Here is a 22,562-nt window from a genome sequence, read left to right as displayed (position 1 = left end):
TGCAAGTTTGATCACGGAGGAAGCTATGAAAACTGTCGTTATCCACGCCGCAAAAGACCTCAGGATCGAGGACCGGGAACCCGAAGCCATCGGGCCGGGTCAGGTGGAAATTGCCATTCAGGCAGGCGGCATTTGCGGTTCCGATCTGCATTATTATCATGAAGGCGGCATTGGCGCGATCCGCGTACGCGAGCCGATGATACTCGGCCATGAAGTTGCCGGGACCATCACGGCGCTCGATGCTTCCGTCAGCGGTCTGGCAATTGGCGACCGGGTGGCGGTGTCGCCGAGCAGGCCATGCAATGCCTGCAATTATTGCCTCAAAGGTATGCAAAACCATTGCCTGAATATGCGTTTTTACGGCAGTGCAATGCCGATGCCGCATATTCAAGGCGCGTTTCGCCAGAGACTGGTGGCCGAAAGCTGGCAGTGCCACAAAGTAGACGATGGAATTTCCATCCATGAGACAGCTTTTGCCGAACCTCTGGCAGTTACGCTCCATGCGGTCGCGCGCGCCGGATCGCTGCTGAACAAGCGTGTTCTGGTCACCGGCTGCGGACCAATCGGCGCGCTGGTCGTCATCGCTGCCCGCGCCCATGGCGCACGGGAAATCATTGCAACCGATGTAATGGAGCCGGTTCTTGCAAAAGTGCGCGAAATCGGTGCTGACCGGACCATTAATGTGGCCGAGCATGCCGATCAACTGGCCGCATATTCTGCCAATAAAGGCTATTTCGATGTGATGTTCGAGGCGTCGGGCAATGAACGCGCCATGCGAGCCGGGCTGGAGGTACTCCGGCCCCGCGGTACTCTGGTGCAGGTCGGGCTGGGCGGAGACATTTCCATTCCGCAGAATCTGGTCGTATCGAAAGAAATCGACATGCGGGGTTCATTCCGCTTCCATCAGGAATTCAGCCTCGCTGTCGACATGATCAACCGCCGCACGGTCGATGTAAAACCGCTCCTGAGCCGAACCTACCCGCTTGAAGAAGCCATCGCGGCCTTTGAAATCGCAGGAGATCGCAGGCAGTCGATGAAGGTCCAGCTCTCCTTTGAATAGGCGGATATCTGCACGACATTGGGCGGAGGACCGGGGAACCGGGGAACCGGGGACCAAAGAATATGAAGAACCGTTCCATACTCCTGTCAAAAAGGATATATTGCAGGCTTGCGTCACGAAGAATAACGGCTTTCGTCCCACGGACAGTCAGTCGAGCCTAGGCCGAACTACAAGGAGGACCCCATGCCGAATACTATTCGCCTGCATCGTGTCATTGCCACCAAACCGGAGAAGCTTTATCGCGCATTTATCGAAGCTGATGCGATTGCAAGCTGGCTTCCGCCATACGGATATCTTTGCACCGTACATGAACTGGACGCGAAGGTCGGCGGCAATCATAAAATGTCGTTCCGCAATTTCACCACGGGCCAGGGCCACTCTTTTGGCGGCACCTATCTTGAACTCGTCCCCGGTGAACGCCTCGTCTACACCGACAGATTCGACGATCCGAACCTGCCGGGCGAAATGAAGGTCACGATCAGCCTGAAGGCAGTGTCGGTCGGCACCGAAATGCATGTCGAGCAGGAAGGCGTACCGGACATTATCCCGCCGGAAGCCTGCTATCTTGGCTGGCAGGACTCGTTGCGCAAGCTCGCAAAACTGGTTGAGCCTGAAATCAATCAATAGATAAGCATCACCTGGAAGGAAAAATCCTACTGCTCGCTATGGTCATGCGGCGCATCTGCTTGATATGCTTTGGCAAGACTAACCGTACGTGTAAGATAATTGCTAAGTATTCCAGGAGGTGGGGATTATGAAGCGCAAAACTCTTGTATCGCTTGTTCCAATACTGGTTTTATCGGGATGTCTGAACATACCGGGAAATTTACCAGCGAACGAGTTCACTTTTAACGCGAGCAATTCTAGTACAAAGAAGGCCATTATTAAGACCTTTCGGTCGCGGAACTATCGCATTGTTAGAGATTCCAAATCGCAACTCGTGATGGACCGGCCAGCGAAAGATTCTGTTCGAGCACGACTCATTTATGGATCGAAAAGGAATACAGTGCCGAATGCCAGAGTGCTTCTTACGATCACCGGGAATAAACCTACGAAAGTCAATTCGATGGCGCAGATTGTCACAAATCCAGGCAGCAGGTCTGAGCGCATTACAGATGTGAGCCAAAATGCCGAGGCTCGGGAAGCCATCGCAAGGGGAATGGATCAGGTAAAAAAGCAACTCGACAAAAAGTAACTTCAACCTAGGAAGCCGCCAGTAGATGATTTCAGTGCCTGCGGTTTCAAGCACCGCATGAGCAATTTCTAAATCCAAAACGAACTCAATGACCTTCACCAGTCAGGAGGCCAATTCCAGATATGCTGCGCTGCAGTGGTATTGCAACATATGTTTTTGCAATCAGCACTATGAGGTTAGGCTTCCGTCCATGTCTGTGTTGAGGCTTCTTTAGTCGATCCGGCCTTGAGCGCTGAAATCCAAGCAGGTGCTAGGATCACGCCGTTGACCATTGCCTGCTTAGATACACAGCGCAGGACTTGTGACAAGCTTACTTGTTCTTTAGGCGTTCAGAAGCACGATCAGCGTGCCATTAACGCCTATATTAAGCAGTTATGAAAACGTGACCGTCTGTATCGCTCCAGCCTATCAGCAATTGCTGGCCAAGGGTCGGCGGACCGCTGAAAGCAGCAAGCGGCTTGCGCAATATAACGGTTTGCCCATTCCCTATATCGACAAGCAAACGTAAATGATCACCTACATAGGTTACGTCAGCGATCGTTGCAGTACATTGGTTGCGTTGTTGGTTTGCTGTTTCGCCCACGGCTATCTTCTCTGGCCTAACCGCAATTTCAACAGCTGCATTCTCTGCAATGATGGTCGACTCGCGTATCAAGACTGAGCATCCGCCATCAAGTTTCACGGTCAGGCACCCGTCTCCGTCCCGCCCAGCAGCGCGTCCCGACAATATATTGTTTTCGCCAATGAAGCCCGCGACAAAAATATCGGCTGGATTTTCATAAAGCACACGCGGGCTGTCGATTTGGACAATGTTTCCGCTTTCGAAAATAGCAATGCGATCAGACATGGTCAGGGCTTCTGATTGATCATGCGTCACATAAACCATGGTCACACCCAGATCACGATGGATCTGTTTGATTTCATACTGCATATGTTCGCGCAGAGTCTTGTCCAGCGCGCCAAGCGGTTCGTCCATCAACACCAGTTCAGGCTCAAACACCAATGCACGCGCCAGGGCCACTCTCTGTTGCTGGCCGCCGGAAAGCTCATTGGGCCGCCTGTCCTGCATAGTCTCCAGACGGACCATTTCCATAGCTCTGGAAACTTTATGGTCTATTTCCTTGCGGCTCATTTTACGCATCCGCAATGGATAAGCGAGGTTCTGAGCGATCGTCATGTGGGGGAAAAGCGCATAATTCTGAAATACAACGCCAATGCCGCGCCGATGCGGCGGCAGATGCTCGATCGACTTTCCTTCAACGTAAATATGTCCCTGCGTGGGAGCTTCAAAACCGGCCAGCATCATCAGTGTGGTCGTTTTACCAGACCCGGAACCGCCTAGCAAAGTCAGGAACTCTCCCCTGCGCACAGAAAGGTTGAGATCATTGATGATGATGTTACGACCGTCATAGGTTTTCTTTACATTGACGAAATCGACTATATTCGCGGTTGTCATATCGGTCCTCATGCACCGGGTTTCGGTCATTCGAGTTTTGGGCTCAACTTTTCAGGAACGTCCAAGCTTCTTTGCGCTGCGGTTGACCAGGTACACAGCAGTTATCAGATTGAGGACTGCAACTATCATCAGGAATGTCGACATAGCCAGAATTGAAGGCTCAATATTATCTCTTAAGCCTTCGAACATTTTCAGCGGTAATGTGCGTTGTGCCGGCCCCGCCAGATACAGGGTCACGACGACTTCATCAAAAGATGTCATGAAAGCAAACAACGCGCCTGAAATAATGCCTGGCGCAATGATCGGTACGAGTATGGTCATAAACGCAGTGAGAGGGGATGCGCCCAGGCTGTTTGCCGCCCTTAGCAACCCCATATCAAAGCCCTGCAACGTGGCGGTGACGGTAATCAAAACAAAAGGGGCCGCCAGCACGGTATGGGCAATAATGACGCCCGGCATGGTTGCCGTCAGCCCTGCTTTGGCCATAAGAAAATACATGCCGAGTCCGCTGATAACAGGCGGGACGATCATAGGCGCGATGAGAATGCCCAGTAATGCTGTTGGCATGGGAAGATCGCGCCGTGCAAAAGCGTAAGCCGCTGAAGTTCCCAATATTGTCGCGAGTATGGTGCTTGCAACTCCGATGATAAAGCTGTTTTTCAACGCGGCCAGCCATGGGCCATCCTGAAACACTTTTTCATACCACTGAAGAGAAAAACCCGGCAGCGGATAGGAGAGGAAGCTTCCCGAGCTAAATGACAGTGGAATAATCGCAATCAACGGCGTGATAAGAAACATCACCATTGCACAGCCAAATGTGTAAAAAAGAGCGCGGATCAAGCGCGTTTGCAAGTGATAAGACATCTACAACCTCACTTGAGTCCGGCCAGTTGGCGCACACCGATGGTGCGTGCGGCGATGAAATAGAGAGACAGGGTACAAACCAGCAATATGATGCCCAGAGCGGAAGCCATGCCCCAGTTGATCGTCGTATTCGCAAAAAAGGCGATGAAGTAACCTAGCATCTGATCTCTGGCGCTCGCGACTAAAGACGGCGTGATATAATAGCCGGTTGTAACGATGAAGGTCAGCAAGGCACCCGCGCCCACTCCGGGAAGCGTCATTGGAAAGTAGATTTCCCAAAAGCCACGAACCGGGCTTGCGCCCAGCGATGAGGACGCCTTCATATATTGCGGCGGAACGCCTTTCATCGTTGAGTAGATCGGCAAAACCATAAAGGGCAGCATCATGTGGACCATGACGATGTAAAGACCAGTGGTGTTAAAGATGAGCTCCAGTGGTTGGTTGATCAGACCTATATAGCCCAAGAACGAATTCACGAGACCTTCTCGCTGAAGGAGTACAATCCATGCAGATGTGCGGGCCAGCAAAGAGGTCCAGAATGGAAGCATCACGGCAATAATGAGCACGGTAGCAAAAGGCTTGGGCGCAACCAGCATAAGATTTGCCAGAGGATAACCCAAGGCCAGGCAGACAAGGGTCACAACAGCCGAAATGCGAAGCGTCCTTAGAAGAATATCGACATAGGTACGCTGCTCTTCAGGTGCCTGAGCTATTGAGCCAGTGTCATCGAGCTGTAAATCTACGGCTGCCAGCATATAAAACGGCGTATAAGGCGTGGATGTGCGCTTTATCGCATGCCAGAACGCGGGCTCTTCCCAGCGCTCGTCAATGGCAGAAAGAAATTTTCTCGCATTGCCTTCGACGCCGAGGTTCTGAGGTAAATCGCGCAATTTACGAACAGTACGGGTCACTAATGTCCGATACCCGCTGATCTCATAGTTCAAACGTCGCGCTGCTTCTCCAACCTTATTACGTGGAGCGCTGGAGAGTTCTTGAATGAATGAGAGATAAACAGTGTCTGGTGGGGCCGCCTTTGAATCGGTTGGATGCCAGTTTTCAAGATGAGATGCCGTTTGGGGGAAAACTTCTATGACTTCGGCATTCTCTATCGCTTTATAAAACATCGTGCCGATGGGGAGGATGAAGGCAACCAGCACATAAATAAAAAGCGGAGCAATCAGCATAAGAGAAATAAAGCTCTTTCTACGCTGATTGGCCCGTAACGTATTTCCCAGTTGAGACATTTCGTTTTCTATTGCCAGAACCATATAAACGATATCCTCACTACCACGCCAGTCAAACGACTGGCATGGCTGTTAAAGCACACATCCAATTCATCAGAACGAAGCAAATTCCAAGATGAAACAGGCCGGATTTACTGTGAGACCCAGCTTGCGAAGCGTTCCGCCAGCTCTTCACCGTGATCAATCCAGAACTCCGCATCGAAACGGATCGCATTTTTCAGGTTTTCGGGAGAGGAGGGCAATTTTGCAAGCCGCTCTGGTGAAAGCGCGTCCATAGCTTTAACATTGCTGACGCCATAGGGAATGGCATTCGCAAAAACGACCTGAGGATCCTTCGTCATCATGAACTCGACAAACTCAATTGCTTCTTTGATGTTGGGAGTGTCTTTCATGATCCCCCAATATTCGAGGGAATTGATCTGGCCGTCCCAAACGATAGCAAAGTTCTTACCTTCATTTTGAGCAGCATCGACGCGACCATTATAGCCAGCCGTCATAACGACATCCCCGGATGAAAGCCATTCTTGCGGCTGGGCACCACTTTCCCACCATTGGACATGCGGCTTTAGCTCATCCAGCTTTTTAAAGGCCCGGTCCTGCCCCTCTTTTGTGGCCAATACTTCATAAATATCAGACGTAGGCACGCCATCAGCCATTAATGCAATTTCCATGGTGAGCTTTGCAGTCTTCCTCAGACCACGCTTGCCCGGCCATTTTTCCACATTCCAGAAATCAGCCCAATTTTTAGGACCTTCAGCAATCTTATCGGCGTCATAGGTTATTATTTTTGCCCAGGCGAGAGCGCCCACACCGCATTCTTTGAACTGGGACGGGTCTATCTCATCCGCATTTTTCTGCTTGCTCCAGTCGATATCTTCTATCAAGCCCTGCTCGCAGGCCATGGTCACTTCATCTGCTTCCATCTGCATGATGTCCCAAGTGACATTCCCGCTCTCAACCATGGCTTTTTGCTTGGCAAGTCCGCCATTGGTTGTGTCTTCGAGGATTTTGATGCCTTTGAGTTTTTCATAGGGCTTAATATATGCTTCGCGGAATGCGTCCTGAACAGCTCCGCCAAAGCCGACAATCGTCAAATCCCGCGCTTCCGCGACGGAAACCAAGCTCAGCAATACTCCGCCGCTCAAAACGACCTTCATAAGTTTTAGCATATTCGACTCTCCCATTTTGTCAGTTTTCTAAATAGAGAAAAGTACGTCGCAAGGCAGCGGATCAACGAGTAGAGTGATCTTTAACGAAATTCAAAAATATCAACTTCTGCACACTTCTCTCCCCCATCTTTTCGCTATAAGCCATGAGCAATATACCGATGAGATCTAAAAGATGATCGCACCGAAAGCTGATCGTAACGAAAAGTGTTCGCCCTTGTTTTTCTACAGCTTAGAATTCCATTTTATAAAACTGATGTCAATTAAATGTATCCAAAGAAAATATGAAACATAGAGTAAGCCGGCCAATCTTCTGCTCCCATTCAGAGATTAATGGACAATTGTATGCAATCGATGGTTTTCTGTTCGCTCGCCTATCGGTTCCTTCAAGAGCCAACAAGGATTGAAGCAGAAAGCGGAAACCCGTTTTTCGATAAAGGCATGAGTAAGAACAACAGGTTAAAACGTGTCGTATGAGTATGGTTAAACGCGACACGCTTTAGCCTCAGGTCCCATGTACTGGTTCGGCTTCCAGCACATAGGACCAATGACAAACCAGAGGCGGAAGCTATTCCGTTTCTGCTCAAGCCAGTTCAGTCCCGGACTGGCCTCGCAAAGCAAGGGTCTTTCCGGCGTCGATCGTGAATGTACCCGGTTCAGCCTCATCCGCGAGCAGGGCAACCTTGTAGATTTCCTCGGCCACGTCCGCGGAAAGCCAGCCACGATTGACAGTTGCCAGAACACGTTCAGGGTCGCGCTTCAGCGGGTCTCCGTAACCGCCACCGCCAGAAGCGGTGAACGCCATTTTAGCCCCCTCCTCGATGACAACCTCGGCAAAAGCGGGCAGCACTTCCTCTGTGCCTCCTGCCTTGATCTTTATCGTCTCCGATGCCTTGCCCGTACCGCCTCCCAATACGCCCCGCGGCGGGAAAGTGGTTCCATCGGCGGCATAAACAATAGTCATGTCATGATCGAGCGGATAGAAAACGCCACCGACCGTTGGTGCTCCTTCGAACTCGCCATACCCTTGGGAGTTCTGCACCACACCACGACTTTCTATGATGATGGGATACATAGACTCATCCACCTCGACAGAATCGAGCTGGATCAAACCGGCATTGGCCGGGCCGCAATAAGTCAGCCATCCGTCGTGGCCGTGCAAGGCACCTCCGCCCGCATATCCTACGAAAACCTGATTCACATAACCCTTGCCCTCTTTATAAGGGTCCTGTCCTGAAATGACGCCGACACCGGCAGGCAAGTGTGAACCGCTTTCAGCCTGCCCAAAAGGTGCTCCCATCTGTGAGAAGACGGCATTCCCGGCAATCATCAAGCGGTCATTGACATTGGTTGTGGCCACGGAAGTGCCGACCGGATATTTCGGCCTGCCAATTGCTGAGCCGTCGCGCAGAAGGACCTTGATCTGGGATTTCGCACCTTCATTGTGCGGAACACTTTCATCCAGATTATTGAAAACCCCGATACGGCAAGATCCGGTCGCGGTGTTCTCTGAAAGATTAAGGCCGCCCGGCACGCAATCAATGTTATCGCGAACATCGACAACGATCTCTCCCTGCTCGGGATCGACATTGATCGTCAGCTTGACCGGGATGCCGTCCTCCGCAACGCCGGGGACAGGGTCATGCCGGATTTCGTAACTATATTGGCCGGCAGGAAGCTTGGCAATCGCCGCTTTTGCACAACGCGCACCATAATCGAACCAGTCTTCGACAAAGTCCATTACGGTTTCCTGCGAATAACGTTCCAGCAATTCATGGATGCGCCGCTCACCCGTGCGACAAGCCCCGATCTGCGCCCGCACATCGCCAAGCCACATTTCGGGAACGCGGTTGCGCATGGAACCGATGCGCAAAATATCTGCCTTTTCCTTGTAATTCTCGGCAATTCGCACGCAGGGCCAATGCATGCCCTCTTCAAATATATTCTTCGCAAAAGGAAGATAGGTTGATGGTGTCGGAGCACCTGTGTCGGCATGATGCGACAAGGCCATCATCCAGAACAATGGCGTGCCCTGATAGAAAACCGGCATTGCGACGATCAGGTCCGCGTGGTGCGTACCCCCGGTGAACGGACAATTGTTAAAAAAGATATCGCCCGGCTTGATGTCGTCGAAAAACTCCGTGATCGGGCGGGTCGCCAGATCCATCGACATGACGTGGATCGGCAACGCATCTTCCACGGATACCAGCCGGTGGTCATAGGTAAGAATAGCGCAAGAAAAATCCCGCGCATTTTTGATGACAGCCGACCGGCTTGCACGCATGACAACAAGCGTCATTTCGCGAACGACAGCCTCAAATCTGCTTTTCAGCACTGACATCAGAAAAGGATCAACGCGGCGGGCCGGGCTGTCGGCATCAGTTATTTTCACACCCATATTCATCTCTGCCTCTCCGAATTAGCCGACCTGAACGACAAGATTGCCATACTCATCAACGATGGCGTTGTGTCCTGTCTTCAAATAAGCGGTAAAGGTTTCGGCATCTACGATGCACGGTCCTGTTAATTGAGCGCCCTGGCCAAGGCCGGTGAGTTCAAATACCGGCAGCTCTTCTTTGGCCCGTTTTTCATGGTTATAGACCTGACGCGTGGCCTTTGGCTGGGCCGCGTCTTGTTGCGGTTGCAAAGTATGGCTGAGCCAGATGTCCTGTCCTGATCGTTTTCCGATCGCACGCATCTTCCATGCTGTAAATTCAACAACATCGTCATTGGCGCGGATGGAATAGATGCGCTCGTGCATTTTATGAAAAGCCTCGACAAAATCAGCAAGCTGGTCTTGTGAGATTTTGCCATCCTCCACATTGAAGGGAACTTCAATTTCAAATGACTGATATTCGTAGCGGCCCATGAAAGCGAATTCAAATTGGCGGTTCTCGTGAGTAACACCTGCCTCCTCAAGGAAGTCGTTCCCCGACTCGAGCAGGCGCTCGAGGATTGCATTGACGCCGTCTGCGTCGAAACGCACGCTCGAGGTCAGCAACACGCCGGTGTCTTCGCGGCGGATATCCGAGATCAACCCGCCAAAGGCGGAAAGCCCAGCCATGAAGCGCGGGATCATATATCGCTTGAGGCCGAGAATATCGACCATTTCAGCAATATGAATTGCTGTTGCCCCGCCCCCGCAAACGAAAAAACTATCGCGGGGATTGATACCCTCACGCACGGTAATTTCTTCAATTGCTGCCACCATATTATGGTTGGAGGTGGTATAAATTGCGTAGGCTGCCTCTTCATTCGAGACACCGAGCTTTTCAGCAACTGGAGCGATCGCCTGTTCTGCGAGGTCCTTGCGCAATTGCATTTTACCACCCAGGAAGTAATCCGGGTCGACAATACCAAGAACGACATTGGCGTCGGTTACAGTCGGCAGGGTACCGCCTTTATTATAGCAGGCCGGCCCCGGACGGGCGCCAGCACTTTGCGGGCCGACATGGAGAAGCCCGCCTGCATCCACAGAAGCGATTGAACCGCCTCCGGCCCCGACCGAGCGAACGTCAACCTTGGGAATGCCAAGGCTGTCATGATGAATCATGCTGTCGGGAGTAACGATGATCTGATGGTTGCGCAGTGCGGAAACATCGAAAGTCGTACCGCCCATATCACCAACGATGATGTCCGGTTCGTCAGATAGGGCGAGTGCCGCCATCGGCGCCAGAGTCGGGCCGGACATAACCGAATAGATTGGCTTTCTGATCATTTCTGCAACGGGCATCATGCCGCCCACGCAATTGGCCAGAAGCAGTTCGCCGGAGAAATTCGTCTCATCAAGTGCGGAGCGCAGCTTTTCAATATAGCGCCGCACGATCGGATTGATCGAAGCATCAATCGCTGCCGCAATAATACGTTTGTACTCACGGGGCATTGGATTGATTTCGTGACTAAGTGTGACGGCAACGCCCGGTAGTTTTTCTTCAAGTATTTTGCGGATTTCGAGTTCGTGGTCTGGATTGACCACAGACCAGAGCAAGCCCACAGCCACAGCCTCGACACCGAGTTTCTGGAAGTCTTCGGCTGCTTTTATAACGTCGTCGCGGTCAAGCTCCGTGATGACACGACCGCGTGCGTCAATGCGCTCACCAACCGTGCGGGTCAGATGGCGCGGCACATAGGCTTCCGGATAATCCAGACGCCACTGGAACGCGCCTTTGCGTGGACCCTCGCGCAAGACCAGTACGTCCTGATGGCCTTCAGTTACGAGCAGCCCGACCTTTACCGTCTTACGTTCCACCAGAGCATTCGTAGAGACCGTCGATCCGTGCACGATCAGGTCGATCTGCTGGAAGAACGCCTCCGAACCCATACCGTAGCCTTCTGCCGCCACGTGAAGAACATCAATAAAGCCTTTTTCAAATTCACCCGGTGTGGTCGGCGATTTGAAAATCGAAATCTCACCCTTTTCATCCGAAACAAGGCAGTCCGTGAATGTGCCGCCAATATCGATGCAAACTTGATATGCCATGTAATCCTCAGATTTCACTTTCCGGTTCAATGAAGGACGGAGCGGCCCGGGGTTGGCTACGCATCCGCCCAAAACGTTGTGGGCAGAAAACTTCTTGAATCAGCGCTGCGTTTGCCCCTGCACGACGATCAGGGAAACAATGATGATCAGCCCAAGGAATATCTGTTGAAGATAACCATCCACCTGGGTGAGGTTCATTCCGTTGGAAAGAACCGTAATGAAAAGGGCGCCCGCCAGAGCTGCCGTTACGCCGCCCTCGCCACCCGACAGACGCACACCGCCGACAACGGCCGCCGCAATGGATTCAAGGGTAAGATTGCCACCAAGATTGGGTTCACCGGAACCTGTGCGCGCAGTCAGCATGACCGCTCCTATGGCGGTAAGAAGTCCGCAAACCGTATAGGCCAATATGACCACCGGCCTTGTTCGAATTCCCGCAGCATTGGCAGCTTTCGGATTGGCGCCGATGATATAAAGGCTGCGACCGAACTTGGTTGCCGTGAGAATACAGCCCAGGACGATGAAGATTGCCGCCAAAATCCAGATTGGCGCCGCAACGCCCAGCAGCTTGCCTTGCGAGAAAATTGCATTGAGCATGGGTGGCAGACCGGTGATCGGGAAACCCCCACTGACGGTCGATGCCAAAGCAAGGATTATATTGGCCATGGCAAGGGTTGTGACCAGCGGATTAAATCCAAATCCGGCGATCAGGATACCATTTGCCAGACCGATCGCTGAGCCCAGCAGCAGCGCCACACCAACCCCGAGAATTATCGAGACGCTATCAGTATTACTCCCAACCATGACCATTGCTGCAACGACACTGATGAGCGAAATATTGAAGCCAAGAGAGAGGTCGAAGCCGCGCGTCAGAATAACGAAGGTCTGCGCCATTGCGAAAATGGCGAGGAAGCTTGCCTGAATAATAATATTCTGAAGATTCCCCCATGACCATACGCGTGGTTCAATGATGCCGAACATTATAATTGTTCCGGCGATGGCCAAAGGAAGCACAAGCGTTGGAATATTTTGTGAAATCGATAGCGATCTCGTCAGGCGACCGGAAGCTGTGTCTGTCATGATTAATTCCTCACCTGAAGCAGTCGTTCCATTCCCAGCGCGAAGATCAGCACAGCGCCCAGCATCAAGGTTTGAAATTTGCTGTCTATCTGAACCAGGTTCATCGCATTGCTGATAACTGTCAGGAAGAGAGCTGCAAGTACGACAAGTTCAGCACGTCCGACGCCACCGCGCAGCGACACGCCGCCGATGACCGCTGCCGCAATAGTTTCCATTGCCAGTGTGCCGCCAATCATCGCCTGACCAGAGCCAAGACGTGAGGTCATAAGGAACCCCGTGACCGCAGCCAGAACACTTGCCAGTGCATAGGTGGATATGACCACACGCTTTACTTTAACGCCCGAAAGACGTGCAGATCTTGGATCGCTGCCAACCGCATAAATATGGCGTCCATACACGGTAAAACGCTGGACAATCACGCAGAGCAAAGCGACAGCCAGGACAATGAGCATAACAATAGGGATGCCGAGGAATTGTCCGCGGCCGACACCCTTGATGAAACCGTCGAACACGCCATAAACAGGAATGCCTTGCGTAAAATAAAGCGCGGCTCCCATGATAACCGAAGTTGTGGCCAGCGTGACCATAAACGGGGAAATGTCAAAGGTTGCGACCAATGAACCATTGACCAGGCCAACAATCCCACCAAGGGCAATTACCGCCAGCAACGCCATCAGCGTTACATAAATTTCCATACCCGGAAACATGGGGCCAACCACAAGCATAATGGTGGCTGTTACCAATGTTGCACCGGCCACGACCGCACCGACTGAAAGATCGAAACCGCCTGTTGTCATGACGAGCATCTGGGCGAGTGCCGGCAAGGCAAGAAATGAAAAATTTCTCATCACATTGATGAGGTTGAGCCGGTTGAGAAATCGTGGCTCCAACAGCGATGTCACGATCAGGGACAATGCCAGCAACACAAGAACAATTCCGCCATTCGCTACGAAGCGATTGACCTTGTGCAGTGCGTGAGGAAGGTTAGTTTGTCGGCTAATCGCATCCGTCATGCTCTTGATTCCTCACTGGCACTTTTCCCGAAATAATGAGAAAGAACATTCGCTTCTGTTTTTTCATCTTCCTGAATTTCAGCTACAATTTCGCCTGCATGCATGACGTAAATGCGTGTGGAGAGATTGATGAGTTCGGGTAATTCCGAAGTCGAGACAATGACGGAGGCTCCGCCTTCCACCAGGCGCTTGATATAGCGGTAGACGTCCGCCTTGGCGCCCACATCGATCCCAACCGTCGGCTCATCGAAAATATAGACGTCAAAATCTTTCATCAGGCCACGCGCCAGCATGATCTTTTGCTGATTGCCGCCAGAAAAGGAACGTGCACGCCTTTCAGTATCCAGCGGGCTCAGGGCCAGTTCCTTGAGTGCGGCCGCAGCAATGCCGGGCTCTTTTCTATGCTTGAAGAAAGGACCAAACGAGACGTTCGGCAGATCCAGCCCCGCCATCGTCACATTCTCGCGCGCGGGCCGAATGAGCGCCAGGCCCTCCTCACCGCGATCTGCCGGAAAATAGCAGAGCTGATTATCCAGCATCTGTGATGGAGCAGGACGGCTGATGGTCTTGCCATTCAGGGTCACTTTTCCTTCAGCCATTTTCTCAAGGCCAAAAACCGCCCGGCACAATTCGGAACGCCCACACCCAACAAGCCCTGCAAGGCCGACCACTTCCCCTGCTCTTGCGTAGATACTGGCACCAGACACCGTACCATTATCAGTCGACAGGTTTTCAACCTTGAGAACCACTTCTGTCGGCTGTACTGAAATTTTGGGAAAAAGCTCGGAAACGGGACGGCCAATCATCATCTCGATAAGACCTTCATCACTGATCTCATTGGTCGTAACCGTGCCGATATACTTGCCCCCGCGTAGTACCGTCACGCGATCAGAAAGATTACGCAGTTCCGCCATACGATGGGATACATAGATTATCCCCACGCCTCTTTCCTTCAAACGGCGAATGGCGCGGAACAGTTTCTCTGCCTCCCCGTCGGTCAGCGATGCCGTGGGTTCATCGAGAATGAGGACCTTCGGTTCAAGGCGCAGCGCCTTCGCAATCTCAACCATCTGCTTTTGCGCACGTGACAACTGTCCGACCAGCGCATCGAGAGGAACATGGAAATCGAGGCTGTCCAGCAACGCTTGCGCTTGCGCACGCATGGCCGACTTTTTCAAGAAAAGCTTCGCCGTCATTTCTCGCGCCAGAAACAGATTTTCCAGCACGGTCAGGTCCGGAACCAGACTAAATTCCTGAAACACCGAGGCGATGCCCTGTGCACGCGCCAATGATGGGTTCATTCTGGCATGTGATTGGCCGTTGAGAATTAACTCGCCTGCCGAGGGTTCAAAAGTCCCTACAATCAGATTGATAAGTGTTGATTTTCCTGCGCCATTCTCACCCAAAAGCGCATGAATCTCACCCGGCTTCAAATGGAATTCCATGTCGTCCAGCGCGACGATGTTACGGAATTTCTTTGTAAGCCCTTTAATGTAAAGCATGTTTATTCCGATCAACGATCCCATGCCGGCCTCAATCGAGGCCGGATGGAGTTGTATTCGTGAAGAACTATACTGTCTGGAAGGTCATTGACTTATTCTGTGCTGACAGAAAACACAGGGCGCGTACCGGCTGGCGCAAAAATCTGCGTCTTATCCAATGTTTCAATATTGTCTTTTGTTACGATGCCCGGAGAAACAAGCAGCACCTTTTCATGCGGCTTCTTCTCAAGCGCACGAACCGCCAGATCAACGCCGATACGTCCCATCATAACCGGATATTCGGTCGCGAAAGCCAAAACCTCCCCAGTGCTGACAGAGTCGAGCATGGTCTGGTTCTCATAAGACGAGACGATCATAACATCGTCACGCCCTGCATCTTCCACCGCACCAATTGCGGCTTCCGCTGTCGGCGCTCCACCCCAGATAACATTCATCTCCGGATAAGTTTGCAGGGCGTCTTCAACCAGTCGCAACTGGGCAGGGACGCTGGCTTCGCCAAACTGTTCCGCCAAGAGCTGAATATTGCTGTCTTTGACGGAATCGCGGAAACCACTCATATAGGTCTCCGCCCAACCGGAGCCCTGCGGCCCCGGAAACCCGACAGCTTTAGCCTGCTTGTCACCAAGTGTTTTCTTCGCATACTCGCCGGTTTGATAACCCTTCTGATAGAAATCAGGGGTAACGCGAGCGGTTATCGGCGTTTCAAGAATAGGATTTGCGACGGCAACGTTAACAATGCCCTTGTTCATGCCTTCCGTGATTTTCGCGGCAACTCCCGCCTCGGAAATCGGCGAAATCAGGATAGCATCGGCACCGGATGCAACGCAGTCGTCATATTGTGAAATCTGCTTAGGAAGAGATGTATAACCGCCCGCCTGGTATATTGTGAGATTAACGCCCAAGCGCTTCGCTTCTTCCACCATGCCGTAGTTCACAGAAACCCAATATCCATCCTGAATGTGTGGATACAACACACAAAGATTCCAGGCCTTCTCCGCCTTCTCAAGGGGCGCATACTCGATTTCTGAGACTGCATTCAGATCGCCGTCTTTTGCCGACTGGATTTTGAACGTCCATGCATCAGCGGTCTGCGCTGCCGCACCTGCAACTGCGGATAATGAGATCGCAATCGCCAACAAAGACGAACCGTACATATTTTTTAGAGTCATAGTCAGACGAACTCCCATTCTGCCCTCTACGGATTTGATTATGCGGCAACTACGCCTTGTTATTCATGCAAAGTTTATATGACGCCACCGACCTGTCAATAAGTTGGATACAAAAATATCTCTTTTCTGCTAAATTAGCTGATTATATTGAATAAAATTGAATGATTGTATCCATTTATTGCTTTAAGCCGCGTCGACTCGAAAACGATCCGACGCGGAATAGTTCATGCGCCGCCTGTATCAGGCGCGCTTTATTGCAACCAGAGTTTCATCAAGTGATTTCCTGGTGGCTGCGACAACGCTATCCACCTGTTCTGGCGTGATAATCAGGGGAGGACAGAAAGCAAGTGCATCACCCATATTGCGGGTGATAACACCATTATTGAACATGGCAGCATTCGCTATCCCGCCCAATGTTCCTGCTTTTTCGTAAGGTTCCTTGGTTGCCTTGTCGCCTACCAGTTCCACCGCTGCAATGAGGCCAACTCCACGTACCTCGCCAACCAATGGGTGGTCTGCCAGTTCGCCAAGGCGCTTTTGCAAATAAGCGCCGGTATCGCGAGCGTTAGCCACCAGATCGCGCTCTTCAATGATCTTGAGATTTTCCACAGCGACGGCGGCAGCAACCGGATGGCCCGAGCCGGTGTATCCATGTCCGAACACACCAAGGCGCGCACTTTCATCCGCAACAGGCTCATAGACTTTATCATTGAACATAAAAGCTGATATCGGCAGATAAGATGATGAAATCTGCTTGGACAAGGTCATGATATCGGGTTTGATATTGAAGGTTTGGGAGCCAAACATATTGCCGGTCCGTCCAAATCCGCAGATCACTTCGTCGGCAATCAGCAGGATATCATATTTCTGAAGAACGGCCTGAATCTTCTCCCAGTATCCTTCTGGGGGCACAACGACGCCGCCAGCTCCCATCACCGGCTCGCCGATAAATGCCGCGATCGTTTCCGGGCCTTCGGCCAGGATCATATCTTCCAGTTCCTGCGCCAGACGCGTTGTGAACTCATCGACAGTCTCGCCAGGCAAGGCTTCGCGATAATAATGCGGGCAGGCTGTATGCAAGAAGCCGGGAAGCGGCAGATTAAAGGAGTTATGATTGACCGGAAGGCCCGTGGCACTGGCCGATGCAATCGTCACACCATGATAGCCACGCTTGCGGCCAATGATTTTGGTACGCTGGGGTTGCCCCATAGCATTCGAGCGGAACCACAGCATCTTGATGATTGTATCGTTGGCTTCCGAGCCCGAATTCGTAAAGTAGGCCTTGCTCATCGGAACCGGTGCAAGGCTTATCAGCTTTTCAGCAAGCTCGATAATCGGCTGATGCGAACGATGCGTGAAAGTATGCGAGTAAGGAAGCTTTAGCATCTGCTTATATGCAGCTTCCGCGAGACGAGGCTCAGAGAAGCCCACCCCGACACTCCACAGGCCCGCCATGGCTTCTACATAACGCTTGCCATTATTGTCTTCGACATAAATGCCGTCCCCTTTTTCAATAACGATAGGACCGATCTCTTCGTGGCGACGAGCGTTCGTATTAGAATGAAAATGATAGGCTATGTCACGCGCTTCTACGGAATTAGGCTGTGTTGTCATCAGTATTTACCCTCAGTACGACAGGGCCGATTGAGTCGGCCTCAAATTAAGAAAACACCAGTTTTTAAAGAGACACTTTACCCCTTCGACGCCGGAGCTTAGGGAAGCTGGCCGTCATTGAGATAACGCTACATATAAATTAGCTGCCATGCAACATGTTTGATGCATCATATTTTCTTTGAACGTGGTAAATTATGGCTGTGGCGCATGTTTTCTGGAGAGGCCGAATGCATAATATTATGGAATTACAAACTGTTGAGCACGAGAACCTGGGCGACACCGTTTACCGAAGACTCTCGGAGGCGCTGATGCGGGGCAAGTTTCCCCCAGGAACGCGCCTGACCATCCGTGAATTATCTTCTTCACTAGGGACTTCAGTCACCCCGGTCCGGGACGCGATACTGCGCCTTATCCAGGACCAGGCACTCATTCAAAAAACCCCGCGCGAGGTGCGCGTTCCTATACTTACATCTGAGCGATACTGCGAAATTCGCGATATCCGCGTAAGGCTGGAAGGCTTGGCTGTTCGACGGGCGGCCGAGAAAGCCACCACGGAGGACATTGCTCATTTGTGGTCACTTGTTGATCAAAACGAGGTCGCCTTGAAAGAACAGCGCTGGCAGGATGCGCTTGAATGCAATCAACTTTTTCATTCGTTCTTTGCCGAAATAGCGCAAATGCCAGCACTCGCATCCATCCTCGCAACACTGTGGCTCCAGATGGGTCCCCTTATCGCAGGCGTCTATGAATATGGCGGGCGCTTGATGATCGATGACCACTATGCTGTGATGAAAGCGATCGAGGCGCGCGATATGGAAGCAGCCGAAGCGGCCATCGCCAAGGACATAACGGATGCCAGCGAACTCATTCTCGCGGGCATTGACAATCTTCTCCATGAGTAATTCCTGGCCGGGCCGGAGATGAGCAGGAAGCCTCCTTCGGCCTGCGCTTTGGTCGCTGAATAATCATTTGGATACAATTATTCTATCTTCGCACTAAACGCAGAAAACTATTATCCGCCATTAATTATATTAACTATATGATTAACAATATTTTTTCTAGAAAAAAGCTAGGGTATACGCGGCATTCAAAATCAGGCTTCCTACTTGCCAACAGATAAATTTCATGAAATGTATCCAATATGAGAACGTTGCGAGCACACCGCTCGCATGCGTTAAAGAATTTTGGGCTGGGAGGTTATATGCCTGATTTCACAAAGCTTGATCCAGCCAATCAGTGGCTTGAACTCACCACCACTGGCGATGACTGGGCAAGTGCTGACCCTCTCAAACTGCAATCCATGCTGGTATCTGCCCATCTGATCCGGGCTTTTGAGGAAAAAGTGCTGGAACTTGCCGGAAGCGGGCTTGTCCATGGTCCTGCCCACTCGGCAATCGGGCAGGAAGGCGGGGCCGTCGGATCCGCAAGTCTGCTGCGCGCCACAGATCAGGTCAACGGCTCCCATAGAGCGCACCATCAGTTTCTTGCGAAATCCATTTCCTATGTTGAACCCGACGGGATGCTCGTGGAATCCCGGTTTTCAACCGGGGTCCACGCCCTTGCACAAAGGTCACTTGCCGAGATCATGGGATTGGCACAGGGATTTTGTAAAGGGCGCGGGGGATCAATGCATCTGCGCTGGGCCGAAGCCGGAAATTTAGGCACCAATGCTATTGTAGGCGGTGGTGTCCCGCTCGCAGCCGGTGCAGCATGGGCGCATAAAAGAGCCGGTGCGGGAGATGTGGTTTTTACCTATTTTGGCGATGGAGCAACCAATATCGGCTCTGTTCTGGAGACGATGAACCTCGCAGCCGCGTGGAAACTGCCTCTCTGCTTCTTCATTGAGAACAATCGCTATGCCGTATCCACTCATATTGATGAAGTGACTGCCGAGCCGCGTTTATCGGCTCGGGGACTGGGCTTCAATATTCCAGCCTGGAAAGTGGACGGGATGGACCCGCTGGCAGTGATGCTTGCAAGCGAAGAAGCCATTGCCCACATGCGAAATGGGAATGGCCCGACCATTATCGAAGCCGATGTATATCGATACTTCCATCAGAACGGACCGCTGCCTGGATCGGCCTTCGGGTATCGCGACAAAGCGGAAGAAGCAGAATGGCGGCAGCGCGATCCGTTGGAGCGCTTGGCGCGTGAGCTTCTGGAACGCCAGATACTCAGCGAAGCGGCAGTTGCAGGCCTGCGCCAGCGTGCACAGCAACTGATGGAAGAGGTTTCTGCCGAACTGCTTGAAACCATCGATGGCAAGAAACGGATTATCCCCGCACTATGGCCAGAGGAAAGCTTCCGCGACTTTGGTGTGCGTGGCGATCTTTCTGAATTCAAAGATTTGCGCTTCACCGAGCTGGAACAGTTTGAAGGTCAGGTCACACAAGGCAAATTCATCGATGCCGTTTCATCGGTCATGCGCCGTCGAATGGAGAAAGATGAACGCATCGTAGTGCTGGGCGAAGATATTCACCGCCTCAAGGGGGGGACGAATGGCGCAACGCGCGATCTGGCTGCCTTGTTCCCCGACCGGGTGCTCGGTACACCGATCAGCGAAAACGCTTTTACGGGCGTTGGGGGCGGCATGGCCATGGATGGTCGTGTGCGACCAGTCGTCGAATTTATGTATCCCGACTTTATGTGGGTTGCTGCCGATCAGATATTTAACCAGATAGGCAAAGCCCGCCACATGTTTGGCGGCGATATAAATGTTCCTCTGGTTCTGCGCACCAAAGTCGCAATGGGCTCGGGTTACGGTTCACAACATCTCATGGACCCGGCGGGAATTTTTGCAACGTCGCCCGGCTGGCGTATCATTGCCCCCTCCTCGCCATTCGATTATGTCGGCCTGATGAATGCCGCCTTGCAATGCGAAGATCCGGTTCTCGTGATCGAGCATATCGATCTGTATACGTCGAGTGGTCCGGCACCCGTTGAGGATTTCGATTATTATATTGAGCTGGGCAAGGCAAAGATATTGCGGGAAGGCAGCAGGCTCACCGTTCTCAGCTATCTGAACATGGTGCATGTAGCAATCGAACAGGTTCAGGAACTGGGGATAGATGCGGAGGTTATCGACCTGCGCTCTCTTGATCGCGCCAGCATCGATTGGGAGACAATCGAAGCCTCTATTCGCAAAACCGGCAATGTACTGATCGTAGAGCAAGGAGCCATTGGCACTTCTTATGGCGGAATGCTCGCAAGTGAAATCCAGAACCGTTGTTTCGACTGGCTGGATCAGCCCGTGGCCAGAGTGCATGGGAGCGAGGCCTCGCCGAGCATTTCCAAAGTGCTGGAAGCCGTAGCCTGCACCCGTCCCGTGGATGTGGCAGAGGGATTGCGCAATGCGATGGCTGCACAAGGCCACCCCATTTAACGCTGAAAGGATCAAGTAATGACCCGCGAGATCATACTCCCTTCCCTTTCTGCGGGAATGGAAAGCGGTACACTTTCCCGCTGGCTGAAAGCCGAAGGTGAAGCCGTACAACAAGGCGACATCATTGCCGAAATCGAAACAGATAAGGCTACCATGGAATTGGAAGCTGCGGCTTCCGGTATTCTCGGCGGCATAATCGCAACCAGCGGCGCGGATGTGCCAGTTGGCACCGTACTTGGCCTTATATTCCCAGATCAGGCTGAATATGAGCGCCACGAGGTAAAGCAGGTTCCTCCATCGCCCCACAGGGATATTCCCACACTTGCGGCAAAAGAGGGCAACGACAGGGCATCGACGAAACCGGTCTCAACCGTCAGTCCCACCGCGTTACCGACCAATGAAAAGCGTATTGCTGCGTCTCCTCTGGCACGCCGGGTTGCACAAACAAACGGGATAGAGCTTGCGACGCTGCAAGGCAGCGGACCAAGAGGACGTATCGTTCGCATTGATGTGGACCGCGCAATCAACGCGAAGAACAACGCAAATATCGCCGTGCCGGAAAGCCAGCCGTTACAGGAACTGGCAACCGAAACCACTATTGAGGGAGAGCGCATTCCTCACAGTTCAATGCGCAAGGCGATCGCACGCCGGCTCACTGAGGCAAAAGCAACAATACCGCATTTTTACCTGCGAACTGACTGCAATATCGATGAGATGCTGGCGTTACGCAATCAAATCAATGCGTCGGGACTGACGGAAAAGATTTCGGTCAATGATCTTATGATCAAGGCTCTGGCCTATGCGTTGGCTAAAACACCAGGCACCAACGTCATGTGGACAGAGGATGCAATGATTGTTTTGCCGCGGGTCGATATTTCAGTCGCGGTCGCCATCGAGGGCGGCCTGATGACCCCAATTATCCGCAACGCAGACAAGAAGAGTTTGAGTACGATTTCCACTGAGGTACGTGAACTGGCCGCAAAGGCACGTACAGGCAAATTAACGCCTGCCGAATATCAGGGCGGCAGTGCATCAATTTCAAATCTGGGCATGTATGGTGTCAGCGAGTTTTCCGCAATTATAAACCCACCACAAAGCCTTATCATGGCTATTGGAGTCGCTGAGCGTCGTCCCGTTTATCAGGGTATGGAATTGGTGGGGGCAACATGCGTTTCCTGCACCCTATCCGTTGATCATCGGGCCATTGATGGCGCATTGGCGGGCGAGTTTCTCAAAACGTTCAAAAACGCTCTTGAACAGCCCATGACATTGTTGGTTTGAATGAGACGGCGGTCTTTGCTGAACGAATGACATGGATGGAGGCCGGATTAACGGCC

The 22,562-nt window shown here is 52.1% G+C and carries 17 protein-coding genes; 6 read left to right on the top strand and 11 right to left on the bottom strand.

Annotation, left to right across the window (positions count from 1 at the left end; genetic code table 11):
* Positions 1–25: 25 nt before the first annotated feature.
* The 3 genes from KUG47_RS08340 to KUG47_RS08330 all read left to right on the top strand — a co-directional run bounded on the left by KUG47_RS08340 (position 26) and on the right by KUG47_RS08330 (position 2,255).
* Positions 26–1,060 (top strand): L-idonate 5-dehydrogenase, encoded by a 1,035-nt coding sequence (locus KUG47_RS08340; RefSeq protein ID WP_217677509.1) that lies wholly within the window; start codon positions 26–28, stop codon positions 1,058–1,060.
* Positions 1,061–1,243: 183 nt separating this feature from the next.
* Positions 1,244–1,687 carry an SRPBCC family protein gene (locus KUG47_RS08335; protein ID WP_217677508.1) on the top strand — a complete coding sequence of 148 codons (444 nt, stop codon included), beginning with the start codon at positions 1,244–1,246 and terminating at the stop codon, positions 1,685–1,687.
* Positions 1,688–1,814: 127 nt separating this feature from the next.
* Entirely contained in the window at positions 1,815–2,255 is a 441-nt protein-coding gene (locus KUG47_RS08330) for a hypothetical protein (protein ID WP_217677507.1), read from the top strand.
* 364 nt (positions 2,256–2,619) lie between these two features.
* Here the strand turns inward: KUG47_RS08330 and KUG47_RS08325 are convergent, their stop codons facing one another.
* From KUG47_RS08325 to KUG47_RS08275, 11 genes are all read right to left on the bottom strand, one after another.
* Entirely contained in the window at positions 2,620–3,711 is a 1,092-nt protein-coding gene (locus KUG47_RS08325; protein ID WP_217677506.1) for an ABC transporter ATP-binding protein, read from the bottom strand.
* Between the two features lie 51 nt (positions 3,712–3,762).
* Positions 3,763–4,575, bottom strand: a complete 813-nt coding sequence (locus KUG47_RS08320) for an ABC transporter permease (RefSeq protein ID WP_254799432.1) — start codon at positions 4,573–4,575, stop codon at positions 3,763–3,765.
* A gap of 8 nt (positions 4,576–4,583) precedes the next feature.
* Positions 4,584–5,843: an ABC transporter permease gene (locus KUG47_RS08315; RefSeq protein ID WP_217677505.1), complete on the bottom strand. Its 1,260-nt coding sequence runs from the start codon at positions 5,841–5,843 to the stop codon at positions 4,584–4,586.
* Positions 5,844–5,950: 107 nt separating this feature from the next.
* A complete protein-coding gene (locus KUG47_RS08310) occupies positions 5,951–6,988 on the bottom strand; it encodes an ABC transporter substrate-binding protein (protein WP_254799430.1) in 1,038 nt (345 codons plus the stop codon).
* Between the two features lie 580 nt (positions 6,989–7,568).
* The gene (locus KUG47_RS08305) at positions 7,569–9,383 is read right to left on the bottom strand and encodes a hydantoinase B/oxoprolinase family protein (protein WP_217677503.1); all 1,815 of its coding nucleotides are present in this window, start codon (positions 9,381–9,383) and stop codon (positions 7,569–7,571) included.
* 21 nt (positions 9,384–9,404) lie between these two features.
* On the bottom strand, positions 9,405–11,465 hold the full coding sequence (locus KUG47_RS08300) for a hydantoinase/oxoprolinase family protein (protein ID WP_217677502.1): 2,061 nt from the start codon (positions 11,463–11,465) through the stop codon (positions 9,405–9,407).
* Between the two features lie 99 nt (positions 11,466–11,564).
* A complete protein-coding gene (locus tag KUG47_RS08295; RefSeq protein WP_217677501.1) occupies positions 11,565–12,545 on the bottom strand; it encodes an ABC transporter permease in 981 nt (326 codons plus the stop codon).
* A 2-nt stretch (positions 12,546–12,547) separates the two neighbouring features.
* Entirely contained in the window at positions 12,548–13,558 is a 1,011-nt protein-coding gene (locus KUG47_RS08290) for an ABC transporter permease (protein ID WP_217677500.1), read from the bottom strand.
* Positions 13,555–15,060, bottom strand: coding sequence for a sugar ABC transporter ATP-binding protein (locus tag KUG47_RS08285; protein ID WP_217677499.1), 1,506 nt, complete (start codon positions 15,058–15,060; stop codon positions 13,555–13,557). The genes KUG47_RS08290 and KUG47_RS08285 overlap by 4 nt, the downstream gene beginning before the upstream one ends.
* A 92-nt stretch (positions 15,061–15,152) precedes the next feature.
* Complete coding sequence (torT, locus tag KUG47_RS08280; protein ID WP_254799428.1) at positions 15,153–16,247, bottom strand: TMAO reductase system periplasmic protein TorT; 1,095 nt, start codon at positions 16,245–16,247, stop codon at positions 15,153–15,155.
* Positions 16,248–16,469: 222 nt separating this feature from the next.
* Positions 16,470–17,843 (bottom strand): aspartate aminotransferase family protein, encoded by a 1,374-nt coding sequence (locus tag KUG47_RS08275; protein WP_217677498.1) that lies wholly within the window; start codon positions 17,841–17,843, stop codon positions 16,470–16,472.
* Between the two features lie 227 nt (positions 17,844–18,070).
* Here KUG47_RS08275 and KUG47_RS08270 point away from each other — a divergent pair, with 227 nt between their 5' ends.
* The 3 genes from KUG47_RS08270 (at position 18,071) to KUG47_RS08260 (ending at position 22,506) form a co-directional block, all read left to right on the top strand.
* Positions 18,071–18,745 (top strand): GntR family transcriptional regulator, encoded by a 675-nt coding sequence (locus tag KUG47_RS08270; protein ID WP_217677497.1) that lies wholly within the window; start codon positions 18,071–18,073, stop codon positions 18,743–18,745.
* Positions 18,746–19,044: 299 nt separating this feature from the next.
* The gene (locus tag KUG47_RS08265) at positions 19,045–21,225 is read left to right on the top strand and encodes an alpha-ketoacid dehydrogenase subunit alpha/beta (protein WP_217677496.1); all 2,181 of its coding nucleotides are present in this window, start codon (positions 19,045–19,047) and stop codon (positions 21,223–21,225) included.
* 18 nt (positions 21,226–21,243) lie between these two features.
* A complete protein-coding gene (locus KUG47_RS08260; protein WP_217677495.1) occupies positions 21,244–22,506 on the top strand; it encodes a pyruvate dehydrogenase complex dihydrolipoamide acetyltransferase in 1,263 nt (420 codons plus the stop codon).
* Positions 22,507–22,562 lie beyond the last annotated feature (56 nt).

The organism is Falsochrobactrum tianjinense, from assembly GCF_019100495.1.
Lineage (GTDB): Bacteria > Pseudomonadota > Alphaproteobacteria > Rhizobiales > Rhizobiaceae > Brucella > Brucella tianjinense.
This window is presented reverse-complemented; position numbering and strand designations above follow the sequence as displayed.

Bases quoted from the DNA above. Each gene is read 5' to 3' on its own strand.
- KUG47_RS08340 (WP_217677509.1), top strand. From the start codon at position 26: ATGAAAACTGTCGTTATCCACGCCGCAAAAGACCTCAGGATCGAGGAC.
- KUG47_RS08335 (WP_217677508.1), top strand. From the start codon at position 1,244: ATGCCGAATACTATTCGCCTGCATCGTGTCATTGCCACCAAACCGGAG.
- KUG47_RS08330 (WP_217677507.1), top strand. From the start codon at position 1,815: ATGAAGCGCAAAACTCTTGTATCGCTTGTTCCAATACTGGTTTTATCG.
- KUG47_RS08325 (WP_217677506.1), bottom strand. From the start codon at position 3,711: ATGACAACCGCGAATATAGTCGATTTCGTCAATGTAAAGAAAACCTAT.
- KUG47_RS08320 (WP_254799432.1), bottom strand. From the start codon at position 4,575: ATGTCTTATCACTTGCAAACGCGCTTGATCCGCGCTCTTTTTTACACA.
- KUG47_RS08315 (WP_217677505.1), bottom strand. From the start codon at position 5,843: ATGGTTCTGGCAATAGAAAACGAAATGTCTCAACTGGGAAATACGTTA.
- KUG47_RS08310 (WP_254799430.1), bottom strand. From the start codon at position 6,988: ATGCTAAAACTTATGAAGGTCGTTTTGAGCGGCGGAGTATTGCTGAGC.
- KUG47_RS08305 (WP_217677503.1), bottom strand. From the start codon at position 9,383: ATGGGTGTGAAAATAACTGATGCCGACAGCCCGGCCCGCCGCGTTGAT.
- KUG47_RS08300 (WP_217677502.1), bottom strand. From the start codon at position 11,465: ATGGCATATCAAGTTTGCATCGATATTGGCGGCACATTCACGGACTGC.
- KUG47_RS08295 (WP_217677501.1), bottom strand. From the start codon at position 12,545: ATGACAGACACAGCTTCCGGTCGCCTGACGAGATCGCTATCGATTTCA.
- KUG47_RS08290 (WP_217677500.1), bottom strand. From the start codon at position 13,558: ATGACGGATGCGATTAGCCGACAAACTAACCTTCCTCACGCACTGCAC.
- KUG47_RS08285 (WP_217677499.1), bottom strand. From the start codon at position 15,060: ATGCTTTACATTAAAGGGCTTACAAAGAAATTCCGTAACATCGTCGCG.
- torT (WP_254799428.1), bottom strand. From the start codon at position 16,247: ATGGGAGTTCGTCTGACTATGACTCTAAAAAATATGTACGGTTCGTCT.
- KUG47_RS08275 (WP_217677498.1), bottom strand. From the start codon at position 17,843: ATGACAACACAGCCTAATTCCGTAGAAGCGCGTGACATAGCCTATCAT.
- KUG47_RS08270 (WP_217677497.1), top strand. From the start codon at position 18,071: ATGCATAATATTATGGAATTACAAACTGTTGAGCACGAGAACCTGGGC.
- KUG47_RS08265 (WP_217677496.1), top strand. From the start codon at position 19,045: ATGCCTGATTTCACAAAGCTTGATCCAGCCAATCAGTGGCTTGAACTC.
- KUG47_RS08260 (WP_217677495.1), top strand. From the start codon at position 21,244: ATGACCCGCGAGATCATACTCCCTTCCCTTTCTGCGGGAATGGAAAGC.